This window comes from Natrinema sp. H-ect1 (assembly GCF_041821105.1).
GTDB lineage: Archaea > Halobacteriota > Halobacteria > Halobacteriales > Natrialbaceae > Natrinema > Natrinema thermotolerans.
On the sequence record NZ_JBGUBA010000001.1, the window covers coordinates 246,203 to 260,905 of the forward strand.

The window sequence follows — 14,703 nt, forward strand, 5'->3', positions numbered from 1 at the left end:
CATGACCGGGAACGGAACGCACGATCGATGCCGGGATCGAACGGACGGACGAGAGCTGCTGGCCACCTCGAGTCGGGCAGCGGCCGAGCGCGAACGGGGCCAGACGACGCAGGACTTCGCCGTCGGGATCGGGATCTTCCTGCTGGCGATCGCGTTCGTCTTTCTGTTTCTGCCGTCAGTCGTGACCCCCTTTGACTCGTCGGTCGGCGGTGCAGAGACGGCACAGGCCGATCGGATCGCAGACCGGATCGTCAACGATACGGCGACGGGGACGGGTAACGAGATCAACTTCGAGGATAGCGACTACGACGATACCGAAAACCTGACCGAGCAAGTGGGTCTCCGAGCGAGCAGCGACGAAGACCTCGTCTACGATCGGGTCAACGTAACTATCGAACGTCTCAACGGCAGTTCGGATATCGACACCGGTCTGACGGCGGGGGACGACTACACCGGACAGCCGGCGGCGAGTTCTGCACGGATCGTCACGCTCGCGAACCATCCCGACGAGTGTCGGCCGGCATGTCGACTCGTCGTGAGGGTGTGGTAACATGAGTGGGATCAAACGGACCGGGGGCGGTGACCGCGGACAGGCCTACACGCTCGAGGGATTCATCGGTTCGATGGTCGTGTTGATGGCAGTGCTGTTCGCGCTGCAGTCGATCGTGATCACGCCGACGACCGGCGGCGCGGCCGATCGGACGGTCCAATCGCAAGTACAACAAGAGACGATGGACGCGCTGTCGATCGCCGCGGAGGGACAGGGCGAAAACGGGACGCTCTCGTATATGATTCGGTACTGGAACCACTCCGAAAAGCGCTTCCACGGAGCGAACGCGACGGATTCGGGCGATACCTACGGTGCGCAGTCGTTCAACCGCGAGGCGTTCGTCCTCGGACAGATCCTGTCTGACCGGTACACGGAGACCGGTTCGTACTACAACGTCGAACTCGTCTATCAGAACGGCAGCACGACGACGGACAACGTTACGATGGTCAACCAGGGATCTCCGCCGGAAAGCGCGATCACGGCGAGCCGGACCGTCACGCTGTACGACGATGACGAACTGACAGCACCGAACAGCAGGAACAAGGGAATCACGCTTCGCGAGGCGTACAAGAACGATGGCTATCCGATTCCCCCGGCCGGGACCGATCCGGAGAACCCGGTCTACAACGTTGTCGAGGTACGGGTGATCGTATGGTAAGCCGTCGTCGCGTGCGATCGAACGGTGATAGTCGGGACGACCCCGGACACGATCGCGCCCAGTTGCTCCTCATCGGTGCGATCACGCTCGCGTTCATCATTCTCGGGCTCGTCGTCGTGGTCAACAGCGTGTTGCTCACCGAGACGCTCTCGTCGGGCGACTCCGGCCGGAGCGGAAGCCAAGCGGCGACGGTCGAACACGAACTCGAGGCAGGAATCGGAGGGATTGCCCACCGTGGCAACCTCAGGTGGGACGAATTGGGCTATGACACCTACAACGGGACTCTCAGAGAAGTCATCGAGGACGACGGATTCCGGAGCCGCTACCAGAACGTGACCGGGAACAGCCGACCCGTAATCGTCAACGTCTCAGTCGACGGCATTCCCGAGAACCAACAGGCCCGGGCCAGAACAGACGAATCCGTCAACGGACGATTCGGTTCCTTGGTTACTAACCGACGGATCGGCCACCTGTCGTTCGATCTCCAGTCTAACGGGGACGACGCTACCGTGACAGTCGAGAAGGCAACCGGTGATTCGATCGAAATCCGTGAGGTAACGGTCGACGGCGAACCGGGATTCGAGATCACCGACGAAACTAACACGAAGTGTGTAATCGGGAACGACCGTGCCGAAATCGATCTCGTTACCGGTGCGGTCAACGCAACGGTCGACGGTTCATGTGATCGGCGGTTTATCGACCCGTCCACACCAACGACGGTGACGATTGCTGGGGACACGGATGCATCGGGAACGTACGATATCGTCGCCAAGAGAGATTCGGAAATCATCAACGACGGGTCTATTGACCCCCACGCCGCTTGGGCCGTCGACGTCACCGTCACCTACGACTCGAGCGACGTCTCCTACGAGCGACCGTATCGCGTCTTCCTGTACGGTGATCGATCATGAACCGCGGCTTCGAGGACGACGAGCGGGGCGTCTCGATCGCACTGACACACGTCCTGACGATCGCGATTACGACCGTCCTCGTCGCCATGTTGATCACGAGTGCAAGCACCATGCTCGAGACCGAAACCGACCGCAGCGCCGATATTGGCCTCGAGACGATCGGCGAGCGCCTCGCCAACGAGATCGGCAACGTCGATCGGATCGCGACCGGAGACGACGGGCGGGCCGAGCGGGTAGCCGTCACGGCCAGTCACCCGCGGACGGTCGCGAACTCCAGATACACCGTCGAACTACGGCGTAACTGTACTGCACCGTTGCTCGACGGGCAGACCGATTGCCTGCGACTGACGGCGGCGAGTGCCGACACGGTCGCCTACGTGCCGGTTGAGACGACCGCCGACATCGAGAACAGTTCGGCCAGCGGCGGTGAGATCGAGCTGCAGTACGACGGATCGTCGAACAACATTTCGATCACGGAGGCCCGCTAATGCGGGGGTGTCACGATCGAGCCGGTGGCGACCCCGCGAGCGACGACCGGGCAGTTTCGGACGTCCTCGCGTTTATCCTCGTTTTTGCGATCATCCTCGGCTCCGTCGCACTGCTGTCGACGATCGGATTTCAGACGATGACCGACTATCAGGAGGGTGAACAGGTCCGGACCGCGGACCGGGCGATGGCGGCGCTGGCGGACAACTTCAACGACGTCCTCCGGTACGACGGGGTAACGGGACGAGAGGGGGAACTGTCGCTTCGAGGGGGGACCGTTCGAACGGGAACGGGCGGAACGAGAGTGAACGTCTCGATCGACGGGACATATATTGGCAACGGATTGAACACTAACGACGGCGGCGAGTTCGACCTCGGCCGGTTCGAGTACGGTCTGGATGAGGACACGGTCGCCTACGAGGGCGGTGGTGTCGTCCGAGCTGACGACGGCGGGAGCGTCTTCCTCGAACGGCCGCGACTGCGATGTGATACCGATCACGATCGGGCAGTCGTCTCGCTCGTCGCGATTCAAAACCCCGACCGTTCGGTGCAGGCCGACGGACGCGTCGGCCTCGAACTGACGAGCGTCAACCGCGAGACGGTCGTCCGGGAAGGCGTCAGCGAGGTCTCGATCAACGTCACCGAAACGGAGTACGAGACGGCATGGGAAGGGGCGTTCGACAGCGGCAACTGGTCGACCACGACGTCAGGCGGCAACATCGAAGCAACCTGTGGATCGGGCGACGATCTGACAGTCGTCGTTACCGTCCTCGAGGGCCGGATCGACTACTGAGCTTCTCGGTCCCAGTCGCCGGTGAGCATCGCCCGCAACCCCGCGCGGTCGGCCAGTGATTTCACGCGGGTGGCCCGCTGATCGACGCTGCCGGCGGTCTCGAGTACGAGACCGTTCGAGAGTCGTTTCGGTGCCGCCATCGGTGAGCCGTCGGCCCCGACGGGGCCGTCGTTGAGGACCGTGCGGTCGCTCCCGTCGGGACGCCACGGCGGATCGACCCCGGCAAGGCCGCGATCGAGGAGGTATTCGGCGGCCTCGACCAACGCGCCGTCCGACGTCGAGTGGCCGATCGCACCGATCGACCCGCGCTCGTTGAAAAACCGGACGACGTACTCGCCGTCCCCGTGACCCTCGTCGTCCGGTTTGCCGGAACGGCTGTCAGTTGCGGTGTCGGACTCGCCGTCTCGAGGTTCGTCCGCCGACTCGTCGTGTTCGGCCCCAGTTTGGTCGTCCGCCTCGAGCGGGGCGTCGCCGGCCGCCGTCGGTGATTCGGCCGTCCCCTCGCGAGTCGGACCGTCGTCGGTGATCGCCGATTCGCTGAATCGGACCGAGACGGCCGGACCGTCGCCCGAAGCCGGCTGCTGCTCGGCGAACGCGACGACGAGCTGGTCGAGAAAGCGCTCGGCTGCGGCCTCGAACTCGGGCGCGTAGGCCTCGCCCTGTGTCGTCACCGCCGTGAGCCGGTCGACGATCGATTCGACGAGGACGGGCCGCTCGACGGCGAGCTGTCTGGCGACCAACTCCCGCGAGTGGCGCTCGAGACGGCTCCCGAGCGTCGATCGCGTGTAGTTGGCCAACACCGACTCCGCGTCGGGGAGGTCGGCGAGCCGGACGGTGCGGTAGTCGATATCGGACGTTCCCGCCAGCAGGAGGAAGTCGCGACCGTTCGTGTAGATCGCCCGGTCGACGCCGGTCCAGGCCATCGCCCGTCTGAGTGCGTTCGCCCGACTGCCGTCCAGCGAGTCGGTCGCGGGTTCGACGGCGACGAACAGCGCCGGCACCGAGTCGACGGTCGGGACGTACTCGAGGTGAACGTCGTCGACGTCCCGATCGACAAGACACGAGTCGGCCCGGACGTCCCAGCCGAGCGTCTCGAGGAGGGGCTCGACGAGCCACCTGCGGGTGTCCCGCAGGGTGGTCGGCGGCGAGGCGTCGACCAGTGCCCCGGCGCGAGCAGTATACGAGCGAATGTCGAGGGGTGGCATTCGTCGGGAGTAGTCGGTCGACCGCCATGTAACGTCCGGTCGACTGCAGGCGGCGACGACGGATCCGCGGTCGTGCAGTTGGGGTGACTACTGGTCGGTCGCGGACGGCTCCGCTCGCTGGTAGATCCGGAGGCGGGCCTCGCGGACGGCAAAGGCCGACTGGAGGTTCGGCGGGATGGTTTCGGCCTTCCCGATGACGAGATAGCCCGACGACCGGAGCGACCGGGCGATGGTCTCGAGCATGGAGCGCTTGTACGCGTTGTCGATGTAGATGAACAGGTTCCGGCAGACGACGAGGTCGAATCCGGATTTGGGCTCGTCGTTGATCAGGTCGTGGCGCTGAAAGCGGACGTTCGTCCGAACGTCGTCGGCGATCCGGTAGTTGCGGCCGTCGACATCGACGTACCGTCGGTAGTCGTCGAGAAAGGAGAGTTGCTCGTCCAGATCGATCGTCCGCGATTCCTCGTAGACGCCCTCGCGGGCCGTCTCGAGTGCCGGCTGCGAGATGTCGGTCCCGAGGACGTAGACCGACGACTCGTCGATTTCGGGGTCGTCGTGAGCGAGCATGGCCAACGAGTAGGGTTCGCGCCCGTCGGCACAGGCGGCGCTCCAGACCCGGACGGGCCCGTTTCCGGAGAGTCGCCGGAGGACGGTCCGGATCCCCTCCCAGACGTCCGGGTTCCGAAAGAATCCCGTGACGTTGATGCTCAGCGCCTCGAGCAGCGCCTCCTGTTCGGCCGGCTCCTGCCGGAGCAACTCGAAGTACGACTCGTAGGTGTCACACTGGGTGCGTCGCATCCGGGAGGAGACGCGGCGATCGAGGTAGCTATCGTTGTAGTGGCTGGTCGCGAAGGAGAGTTCTTCCTCGACGAAGGCCAGCAGTTCCGTGAACGTCTCCTCGTCGTCGTCGCCGGCGGTGTCGTCGAGCGGGAGATCCAGGTCTTCGGGATCGATCTCGCCGGCACCGTCGCCGATCACAGTTCCGTCACTCCGTTTTCATCGTCGCCGTCGGAGGTCTTGACCACGAGGCTCCCCGTCCCGGGGGTAAATTCGACGGTGCGACCGTGTTCGCCGCCGACGTCTTCGGCCTCGAGGGGAACGCCGAGCTTCTCGAGTTCCTCTTTCGCGGCGGCGATGTTTCGCTGGCCGACGCCATCGCCGAAGCTCTCGAACTCGAACATGTCGCTGCCGCCGGCGATCTTGGCCTCGACGGCGGTGTAGTTGGCCCCCTGTTCGACCATCCGGCGCAGTAGTGCCCGGATGGCCGTGTCGGCGTACTTGCCCGGCTTGCGGTCGCTGTTGTCGGCGGCGTCGCCGTCGGGTAACATGACGTGTGCCAAGCCGCCGATCCCCGATTGCGGGTCGTACAGGGCGATCGCCAGACACGAACCCAGCCCGTAGGACTTGAGCGTGTCGTCGCCATCGCTGACGACGAGTTCGGAGATGCCGACCTGGACCGGCGTCGGTGCGCCCGGTTCGGTGCCGTAGGTCTTCATGTGGTATCGACTTCCTGGAACTCGGCCGTCGTCTTGGCGTCTTCGATCCGATCGACGTCCAAGTTGTTCAGCGCCCGCTCGAGGTCCGATTCGTCCGGAATGGCGTACACTTCACAGTCGAACTCGCGGCCGTCGGCCACGACGACCGTGTCGAAGACGAACGCGAAGTCCTGGTTCTCACCGAGTTGGATGATAACGGGATCGACGGCCGCGGCACCCATGTCGTGGATGAACTCGGGGGTCGAGTGGTCGATCGTCGTGTCCAGGACGTTCGCCCAGCCGTCGAGGAAGCCGCTGGCCATGATGTTGCCCAGTTCCTTGATCGCGCTGGTCCCCATCTCGCCGAAGCCGTCCTCGTCGACCTCCATCGGGACCATCGCGTCGACGATCTCGTGGGCCGACTCCTCGTCGAACAGGAAGAGCAGATAGCCGCTTGGCATCCCGTCGAACTCGAAGGCGACGCCGACGAGTTTCTCCTCGGCGACCTGCTCCGGAATGGCCTCGAGCGAGACGAAGTTGAGCCGCCGGATCTCGACGCTGGTGTCGATGCCGGTCAGCGTCGTGGCGGTTTCGGCGACTTCCTCCGCGCCCCGTTCGGCCATCCGATCGAACCCGTCTAACTTGTCGTACTCGATGCCCTCGCTGGTGCGCAGCCGCTCTAAGAGCTTCGACATCGACTCCCGTTTCGGGAACAGGTAGTGGTTGAACCCGACTTCGGTGCCGACGGTCTCGATCCGGCTCTGGAAGAGCAAGGCGAGGTCGTCGTCGCCCGGCGCTTCGTCGATGTCGCCGAAGAACGGCTCCGCGGAGACGCCTTCGACGAACTCGGGTGTCGAGACGTCGATGACGGCCTCGAGGACGTCGGCCCAGCCGTCGATGAACCCGCTGTTTATGATGTGGCCGACCTCCGTCGCGGCGCTTTCGGTCATCTCGTCGAACTCGTCGGGTTCGCCCACGTCGCCGTCGATCTCCGCGTCGGGGCCGGCCTCGGCCAGCAGCGTTTCGACGACCCGGAACGCGCTCTCGCGCTCGAAGACGACGACCGAGTAGCCCTCGATCGCGCCGGTGAGTTTGACGCGAACGCCGACCTTCTCGGTCGAGTCCTCGAAGTCACGGCGGATCTCGCGCCCGCGCATGAAGTTGAGCTTCGTGACGCCGACCTGCGTCTCGACGCCCATCATGTGGGTCAGTCGACCGGCGGCGATCCCGGCACCCTCGCGGGCCATCCGGTAGAACGTGCCGAGTGCGTTGACGTCGAGTTTCATGCGGGTTGGACTTCGATGCCGTTGACCATTTCCACGAACTCTTCCAGATCCGGGAACGCGTAGATCTCCGCCTCGATCTGGTAGCTGGGGACCGACAGATCGGAGTCGAAGAACAGCGCGAGGTCGTCACCGCCGAGACTCGCAGTCCGGGTGACGATCTCGCCCGTCGGGGCGTAGACCAGCTGTGGCGCGGCGATATCGATCGCGCGGCCCAGCACGTCAGCCCAGCCGTCAATGAAGCCACTGGCCATCATGTTGCCCATCTCCTCGACGGCACTACGGGCCATCTTGCCCGAAACATCTCCCATGTCGTCGACGACGTCACGCAGCATGATCGCCGTGATCTTCTTGGCGCTGGCCTCGGGGAAGAGGATGAGGATGTGACCGTGTGGGGGATCGAGCAGTCGGACCCGGACGCCGACGCGCTTCCCGGCGTCGAGCTGTGACTCGATGTCGTCGACGTCGATGAAGTTGGTCTTGGTCACCTCCATCTGGGCGTCCTCGCCGGTCAGTTTGCTCATGTTGTCGGCGACGCCGTTCGTCCCGACTTTCGCCATCTCGTTTATGAAACTCAGCTTTCGAATGTCGACCATCATCGTCATGGATTCCTCCGTAGGGTTGGGTGTTGTTCGTTCATAGTGTCGTCACGTCCAGAATGTTGACTACCTCCCCCCGTCCCCGAACCGTCGCGCCGCTGATCCCAGGAACGCCGCTCATGAAGCCTTCGAAGGGCTTGACGACGACTTCCTGTTGGCCGCTGACCCGATCGCAGTGCAGGGCGACCTCGCGGACGTCGTCGCGGATGCGGACGACCATGCCGTTCCCGTTCGCGCCGGCTGCCGGCGTTTCGAGGATGTCGGCCAACGAGACGACGGGGTAGTCGCCGTCCTCGCCGGGCAGGATCGACTCGCCGTCCGTTGTTTCGATCGCCGTGGCGGGCTCGATGTCCCGGACCGCCTTGGTCGGGACGCCGAACTCCTCGCCACCGCTTTCGACGAAGAGGATCTCGTCGATCGCAACCGTCACCGGCAGTTCCATCGTCACCGTCGTTCCCTCGCCGGCCTCGCTGTCGATCGAAACCATCCCCTCGAGATCCTCGACGGTCCGCTTGACGACGTCCATCCCGACGCCGCGGCCGCTGACGTCGGTCACCTCATCGGCCGTCGAGAGGCCGGGATGGAAGATGAGATCGTAGGCGTCCTCGTCGGGAAGTTCGGCGGCCACTTCGGGCTCGAGGACGCCCGCCTCGACTGCTTCGTCGCGGAGCCGATCGGGGTCGAGCCCGCTGCCGTCGTCCTCGACGGTGATCGTCACGCGATCGCTCTCGCGGTCGGCGTGGACTTCGACGCTGCCCTCGGTGGGTTTGTCGGCGGCCTCGCGCTCGGCGGGCGGTTCGACCCCGTGGTCGACGGCGTTGCGAACCAGGTGGATCAGCGGATCGCCGATGCGATCGAGGATACTCCGGTCGAGTTCGACGTCCTCACCGGTCATCTCGAAGGCGACCTCCTTGTCCTGTTCGCGGGCGATGTCGCGGACGACCCGCGGCAGGCGGTTCGTGACCGTCCGCAGCGGGACCAGTCGGATGTCCATCACCGTCTCCTGCAGGTCGGTCGTCAGGTCCGACAGCGCGTCGAGCTCCGTCTCGAGGGCGTCGTTGTCGTCGTCGGCCTCGGCCGCGTGCCGGAGGCGAACGCGACTGGTCACCAGTCCCTCGACGAGATTGAGCAGGGAGTCGACCTGTTCGACGTCGACCCGGACCGACTGGATCTCGTCGGCCTCGTCGTCGGCGTCCTGCTCGACGTCCGTGTCGGGAATCTCGATGTCCGGAATCTCGAACTCGGGTTCCTCGACGGTCCGGACGACATCGTCGCCCTCGTCGTCGTCGGCATCGTCTCCGAACGACGATTCGGAACCGGATTCCGACTCGTCGGTCGACGATCCGAAGTCGGTATCGACGTCGAACGCGTCGGTGTCGTCGAACGCGTCGTCGTCGAGTCCGTCGTCGAGTCCGTCGTCGAGTCCGTCGTCGAGTCCGTCGTCGAAGCTGCCGAACCCGTCGTCCCCATCCTCGAGGTCGACGGAGTCGGCCGATACCTCGAACTCGTCGTCGTCATTGAACGAGTCGGCAGCGTCGTCGATCGGCTCATCGCCGAACGGATCCTCGTCGGCCGTCTCGAGGCCGTCGTCGAATCCCGCCGACGGTTCGAAGCCGTCGTCGGTACCGAACGAGTCGTCGGCCGCGCCGGCTTCGATATCGGCGTCGGCAACACTGCTGTCGGCGGCAGGGGTCTCGGCACCGTCGTCGGCCTCGACGTCGTCGACGGTATCGGCCCCAGCGGTGGCGGTATCGGCCTCCTCGAGGTCGGCCCCGTCATCGGTTTCCGTCTCGAGATCTGTCGGGGCTCCGTCGTCGGCGTCGACGGCGACACGCTCGTCGGTGGCGTCATCGATCGCGGGCTCGGTATCGGCGTCCGAGACGCCCGCCTCGTCGGCAGGCGCGTCGTCGACTACGATCGGGTCGTCGGCGGGACGGCCCGTTTCCGCCGCCCCGGGTTCGGTATCGTCGGCGTCGTCAGCGTCGGGCGCTGCCGTGCCATCGGGTTCCGTCGACTCCTCGAGTGCCGTCTCGGCTTCAGTATCGGCGGACTCGGCGGTGGCCTCGTCCGACGCCGGCGAGCCCGCAGTACCGGTCGTCGCTTCGGGTTCGTCGGCCGGCTCCGCCGTCGTGTCCGCCTCGATCCCGTCGGCCGGTTCGGTTTCGGGAGCGTCGGTCGCCGGCTCGTCGCTTTCGGTCCCGCTCTCGCGGTCGTCGGAAGCGGGGGCAGCGACCACGTCGGTATCGGCCGTCTCCTCGGCGTCCGCGGAACCGTTGACCGCCGACTCGCCGGCCGCCAGTTCATCGGCCGCCGGTTCCGTCTCCGCGTCGACGAGCATGTCGTCGACGGCGCTCTCGGTCGGCTCTTCGCCCTCGAGGAACGCGTCGTCGTCGGCCTCCTCGCCGAGGAGTTCGTCCATGTCGACTTCTTCGTCCTCGTCGAACTCGTCGAACTCGAGTTCCTCGAGTTCGTCCTGCAGTTCGTCGAAACCGACCATCTCGACTTCGTCTTTGAGTTCGTCGAAGACCGCGCTGGCGTCGTCGACCTCGTCGTCGCCGTCGTCGGCCGCCGACCCAGCGGCCGCGGCGTCGGCATCGGCGCCGCCGGACGCCGCGTCCGTCTCGCGGTGTTCGGCCGGCGGTTGGCCCGGCTCGGCCTCGAGTTCCTCGACGTCCTCCTCGTCGAGCAGGTCGTCGAAGGACCCGGCCTCACCCATGTCCTCGAAGGCATCGAGTTCCTCGTCCTCGACGTCCTCGACCATCTCGTCTAGGTTGTCGAACTCGTCGAACTCGTCGAGCAACTCGTCGACCTCGAGGTCCTGTGCGTCGGCGGAGGAGATGTCTTCGGCCGCGACGTCGCCGGGATCGTCCGCCGGCGCGGCCTCGAACCGGTCGTCGACGTCGACGATCTCGAAGTCGTCGACCTCCTCGACGGGCTCGAGGCCGGAGGCGATCGCGGCCTCACCGACCGCGGTCGCGAAGACGGCGTCGAAGCCGCGGTCGTACTCGTCGGCCTCGATTCGATCCCGAGACGGGGCGGTTCCCATCAGCTCGAAGGCGTCGATCAGCGCGTCGACGACCAGTTTGCCGTTGTTGATGCCCTCGCGTTCGGCGATGTCGAGACGGGCGAGGTAGACATCCCGGTCGTCGTCGGTTGGGGGTGCGAACCGCGAACAGATCTCGTCGATCTCCTCGGGCGTCGGCGACGCGAGCCCGTGCCGGGCTGTATCTCGCTCGAGGTACTCCCGAACCGCGTCGATCGTCGCCGACGGATCGGTGTCGATCTCGCCGTCGGCGGCGACTTCGTCGATCATCGTCTCGAGTTCGTCGACGGCCTCGAAGACGACGTCCATCAACTCCGGCGTCACCTCGATGTCGCCCCCGCGGACGGCGTCGAGCAGGTCCTCGATCGCGTGTGCGAGATCGCTGGCCGACTCGAGTCCCATCGCCCCGCAGTTGCCCTTGAGCGTGTGCGCGATCCGGAAGATCTGCTCCATCGCCTCCTCGTCGTCCGGATCCCGCTCGAGGGTCAACAGGGCGTTGTTCAGCTCCGTGATTCGTTCTTCGCTCTCCTGCACGAAGTCCGTCAGATAATCACTCATCGTTCTCACCGTCCGTCGTGAACGCGTCGACGATCGCGTCGGCGATGCCGTCGGCGGGCGCGACCGTGTCCACGCAGCCAGTTTCGATTGCCTGACAGGGGATGCCAAAGACCGGGCTCGTCGCCTCGTCCTGTGCGATCGTGTGGCCGGCGGCGGCGTCGATCGCTTCGATGCCGGCCGCGCCGTCGCGGCCCATCCCGGTCATGACGACGCCACAGAGCGGGTCGGTGACCCGGGCGGCGACGCTTTCCATCGTCACGTCGATCGACGGCCGGACGCCGTGGACCCGTTCGCCGTCGTCGAGTCGCAGACGGAGCCGTTCGCCGACGTTGCTCGCTACCTCGAGGTGGACGCCGCCCGGAGCGACGGCCGCTTCGCCGGGTGCCAGTCGCTCGCGATCCGCGGCCTCGGAAACGTCGTAGCCGCTGCGTGCATCGAGTCGTTCGGCGAACCGCTCGGTAAACCCCGGCGGCATGTGCTGGACGACCAGTACCTTCGCCTCGAGGGCGGCCGGGAGTCGCTCGAACAGTCGTTCGATGAGCTTCGGGCCGCCGGTCGACGCGCCGATGACGACCGTCGGGGCGGTCTCGGTTTCGCCGTCGACGGTCACGGGCGCTGTGTCCTCGTCGATCCCGGACCCGGAACCGACGCTGGGGACGTCGGGGCCGACTGCGGAGCGATCGGATACCTGCGTCTCCGTACTCCCGCCGGCGACGGCGTTGCCGGTCGTGGTTTCGCCCGCGCCGGCCCGACCAGTGCGGGTCGCGTGGGCTGTCGCGGCCGCTCGAGCCAGTGCCATCGAGGATACCTCCGCGGCGGCGAGGTCGTCGACGGCTTCGACGACCTCGTCGGTGAGGTGTGCGATGTTGCGCGAGCCCGAGCCGTCGGGCTTGTGGAGGAAGTCCGCGGCCCCGCGCTCTAACGCGTCGAGCGTGGCCGTCGTTCCCTCCTCCGTGTGGACGCTGAGCATGAGAATGGGTGTCGGATTCGTCGCCATGATTCGCTCGACGGCATCGATCCCGTCCATCCCGGGCATCTCGACGTCCATCGTCACGACGTCCGGATCGATTGCGGCGGCGCGTTCGACGCCGGTCGCGCCGTCTTCGGCCCGTTCGACCTCGTAGCCGGCCTCCTCGAGCGCGTTGCCGATGACTGTCCGCATGAACTTCGAGTCGTCGACAACGAGTACTCGCGTCATGCAGCGACGACGTCCGAGAGGGCCTTTCTGACGCTGGGTTCTTCGAACGGTTTCGTAACGTAGCCGTCCGCCCCAGCTTTCACGGCGAGTTTCATTTTCTCACGCTGTCCGACGCTCGTACACATGATGACGCGGGCGTCCGGATCGATCTTCTTGATCGCTGCGGTCGCCTTGATGCCGTTGCATTTCGGCATCACGATGTCCATCATGACGATGTCGGGATCGTGTTCTTTGTACAGTTTGACGGCTTCAGCGCCGTTGGACGCCTCTCCGAGGATGCGGTAATCCTGTTCCAAGATCTGACGCAAGAGGTTCCGCATAAAATGAGAGTCGTCCACGATGAGCACCCCTGTCGACATTCAGTAGTACACCAAACTCTCGTTGAGATACAACTACCATAAATGCTGTCTCTCGATTATCAGTTATGATAAACGCCGAATACGGGACGCAGACCCGGGTCAGATCCCCTCTTAGCGAACGGCGTGGGTTCGCCTTTCGTTACGACCCACCGGACGCCAATAACAACCGCTCGATGTCGACCACGGCCGTCGCTTCGACGACGATCTCCGTCGTCGTCTCCTCCCCGTCGCCCTCATCGGGTTCGGCGGCCGACTCGTCGGTCGGCTCGACTTCGAACGTGTCGCCGATCGATTCCCCGAGCGCACCGCCGGCCGACCCCATGGACAGGGCCGCGGAGCCGCCGGCTTCGGTTCCGCCACCCATCTCGGCACCGGGGACAGCACCGATCCCGTCGTTGGTCGGTCGCTCGGAGCGGACACCGCCGACGTCGACGCTCGGGTCCCGCTCTTTGGTCACGATCGCGACGACCAGCGGATGCTCGAGGGCGTCGCCCGTGAGGTCGCTGTCCGCGACCGACTCGGCGTCGACGATGTCGCTTTCCGGCACCGTCTCGACGCCGATGACCTCGTCGACCCGGATCGCTGCCGACTGCCGATCGCTCGGTCGATCGAGAACGAGCAGGCGCTCGCGGCCCGACCGCTCCTCGGTGACCGGGAAGTGGACCCGCGGATCGATGACGGCCGTGATCTCCCCACGAAGGTCCATCAGCCCCTCGATTGCGGGCGGGGCACGTGGGACCCGTGTCAGTTCGTCCGGCGGTTCCGCGATGGTTCTGACCGCATCGACCGGGAGCGCGAGTCGGTGTTCGCCGACGCCGACGAAGACGAACCGGAGCAACGTCTCCTGGTCGTCCTCGTCGCCGTCACCGGGCCGGTCGTCGTCGGTATCGATTCCGAGAAGCTTTTCCGAGAGATCCGGGGCCATGGTCCTGTTCGTGTATCAGGTTCCACCAATAAAACGTTGACTCCACCGTGGGAGTCATCGAAACTGATACGTCGCCGACCATCGATTACCGTCCCGGTCGCATCGTACGTCATTTGACCGAAAATTCAACCATCCGGAAGGCTTATTTTCCGAACGGACTTCGTCCAGTTCGAATGGGCTCGGCTTCGAACCCCGACGACCGTCAGGAGACGAACGACCCCGTCACCGTCCTCACGTTCGACCTCGAGGAGCGACGCTACTGTGTCGGGGCCGAGTCGGTCGAATCGGTCCTCGGTGTGACGAACGACGAGCCCCTCGCGGACGCTGCGGACCCGTGGGACGCGGGAACGATCACCGTCGCCGGCGAGCGGGTTCGAGTCGTCGACCTCCCACGGGCCTTCGGCTCGTCGCTCCGGACGACCGCCCGCGTCGACGAACCAAAACTGCTCGTCTTCAGCGTGACCGACGACGAGGACCGCTACTACGGCTGGCTGGTCGACGACGTCGACGTGACGCGGTCGGTTCGACCCGGCAGCCTCGAGCCGCCACGCGTCGAGACGACCCACGTCAAGGGCCGGATCGAGATCGACGGCGACGAAGTCGTCTGGCTCGACGAGCGAACGATTCACGGCTGAAAACGGCGCTTCGAACCCCCCACGG

Annotated in this window: 15 protein-coding genes; 6 read left to right on the forward strand and 9 right to left on the reverse strand. The window is 65.3% G+C overall.

From position 1 onward, the window contains the following. Position 1 precedes the first annotated feature (1 nt). Genes ACERIM_RS01250 through ACERIM_RS01270 form a run of 5 tightly spaced genes read left to right on the forward strand, consistent with a single transcriptional unit; the run spans position 2 to position 3,398 of the window. On the forward strand, positions 2 to 550 hold the full coding sequence (locus ACERIM_RS01250; RefSeq protein ID WP_373630822.1) for a hypothetical protein: 549 nt from the start codon (positions 2 to 4) through the stop codon (positions 548 to 550). Between the two features lies 1 nt (position 551). Then, entirely contained in the window at positions 552 to 1,208 is a 657-nt protein-coding gene (locus tag ACERIM_RS01255; RefSeq protein WP_373630823.1) for a hypothetical protein, read from the forward strand. After that, on the forward strand, positions 1,202 to 2,119 hold the full coding sequence (locus tag ACERIM_RS01260; protein WP_373630824.1) for a hypothetical protein: 918 nt from the start codon (positions 1,202 to 1,204) through the stop codon (positions 2,117 to 2,119). Before ACERIM_RS01255 ends, ACERIM_RS01260 begins: the two co-directional genes overlap by 7 nt. Continuing rightward, positions 2,116 to 2,607 (forward strand): hypothetical protein, encoded by a 492-nt coding sequence (locus tag ACERIM_RS01265; protein ID WP_373630825.1) that lies wholly within the window; start codon positions 2,116 to 2,118, stop codon positions 2,605 to 2,607. Before ACERIM_RS01260 ends, ACERIM_RS01265 begins: the two co-directional genes overlap by 4 nt. Next, the gene (locus ACERIM_RS01270; RefSeq protein ID WP_373630827.1) at positions 2,607 to 3,398 is read left to right on the forward strand and encodes a hypothetical protein; all 792 of its coding nucleotides are present in this window, start codon (positions 2,607 to 2,609) and stop codon (positions 3,396 to 3,398) included. The genes ACERIM_RS01265 and ACERIM_RS01270 overlap by 1 nt, the downstream gene beginning before the upstream one ends. On the opposite strand, the gene ACERIM_RS01275 is transcribed toward ACERIM_RS01270, so the two are convergent. From ACERIM_RS01275 to ACERIM_RS01315, 9 genes are all read right to left on the reverse strand, one after another. Further along, entirely contained in the window at positions 3,392 to 4,603 is a 1,212-nt protein-coding gene (locus tag ACERIM_RS01275) for a hypothetical protein (RefSeq protein ID WP_373630828.1), read from the reverse strand. The genes ACERIM_RS01270 and ACERIM_RS01275 overlap by 7 nt on opposite strands. An 87-nt stretch (positions 4,604 to 4,690) precedes the next feature. Then, positions 4,691 to 5,581, reverse strand: coding sequence for a protein-glutamate O-methyltransferase CheR (locus tag ACERIM_RS01280; RefSeq protein WP_373630829.1), 891 nt, complete (start codon positions 5,579 to 5,581; stop codon positions 4,691 to 4,693). After that, on the reverse strand, positions 5,578 to 6,099 hold the full coding sequence (locus ACERIM_RS01285; protein WP_006181850.1) for a chemotaxis protein CheD: 522 nt from the start codon (positions 6,097 to 6,099) through the stop codon (positions 5,578 to 5,580). Before ACERIM_RS01285 ends, ACERIM_RS01280 begins: the two co-directional genes overlap by 4 nt. Then, complete coding sequence (locus tag ACERIM_RS01290) at positions 6,096 to 7,364, reverse strand: chemotaxis protein CheC (RefSeq protein ID WP_006649016.1); 1,269 nt, start codon at positions 7,362 to 7,364, stop codon at positions 6,096 to 6,098. The genes ACERIM_RS01285 and ACERIM_RS01290 overlap by 4 nt, the downstream gene beginning before the upstream one ends. Further along, positions 7,361 to 7,966 (reverse strand): chemotaxis protein CheC, encoded by a 606-nt coding sequence (locus tag ACERIM_RS01295; RefSeq protein ID WP_006181852.1) that lies wholly within the window; start codon positions 7,964 to 7,966, stop codon positions 7,361 to 7,363. The genes ACERIM_RS01290 and ACERIM_RS01295 overlap by 4 nt, the downstream gene beginning before the upstream one ends. A gap of 31 nt (positions 7,967 to 7,997) precedes the next feature. Continuing rightward, positions 7,998 to 11,561, reverse strand: coding sequence for an Hpt domain-containing protein (locus ACERIM_RS01300; protein ID WP_373630833.1), 3,564 nt, complete (start codon positions 11,559 to 11,561; stop codon positions 7,998 to 8,000). Next, complete coding sequence (gene cheB, locus ACERIM_RS01305; RefSeq protein WP_373630835.1) at positions 11,554 to 12,759, reverse strand: chemotaxis-specific protein-glutamate methyltransferase CheB; 1,206 nt, start codon at positions 12,757 to 12,759, stop codon at positions 11,554 to 11,556. The genes ACERIM_RS01300 and cheB overlap by 8 nt, the downstream gene beginning before the upstream one ends. Further along, complete coding sequence (gene cheY / locus ACERIM_RS01310) at positions 12,756 to 13,118, reverse strand: chemotaxis protein CheY (RefSeq protein ID WP_006181855.1); 363 nt, start codon at positions 13,116 to 13,118, stop codon at positions 12,756 to 12,758. Before cheY ends, cheB begins: the two co-directional genes overlap by 4 nt. A 139-nt stretch (positions 13,119 to 13,257) precedes the next feature. Continuing rightward, positions 13,258 to 14,043: a chemotaxis protein CheW gene (locus tag ACERIM_RS01315; protein ID WP_373630837.1), complete on the reverse strand. Its 786-nt coding sequence runs from the start codon at positions 14,041 to 14,043 to the stop codon at positions 13,258 to 13,260. A 173-nt stretch (positions 14,044 to 14,216) separates the two neighbouring features. On the opposite strand from ACERIM_RS01315, the gene ACERIM_RS01320 reads away from it, so the two are divergent. Next, complete coding sequence (locus ACERIM_RS01320; protein WP_373630838.1) at positions 14,217 to 14,678, forward strand: chemotaxis protein CheW; 462 nt, start codon at positions 14,217 to 14,219, stop codon at positions 14,676 to 14,678. The last annotated feature ends 25 nt before the right edge of the window (positions 14,679 to 14,703 follow it).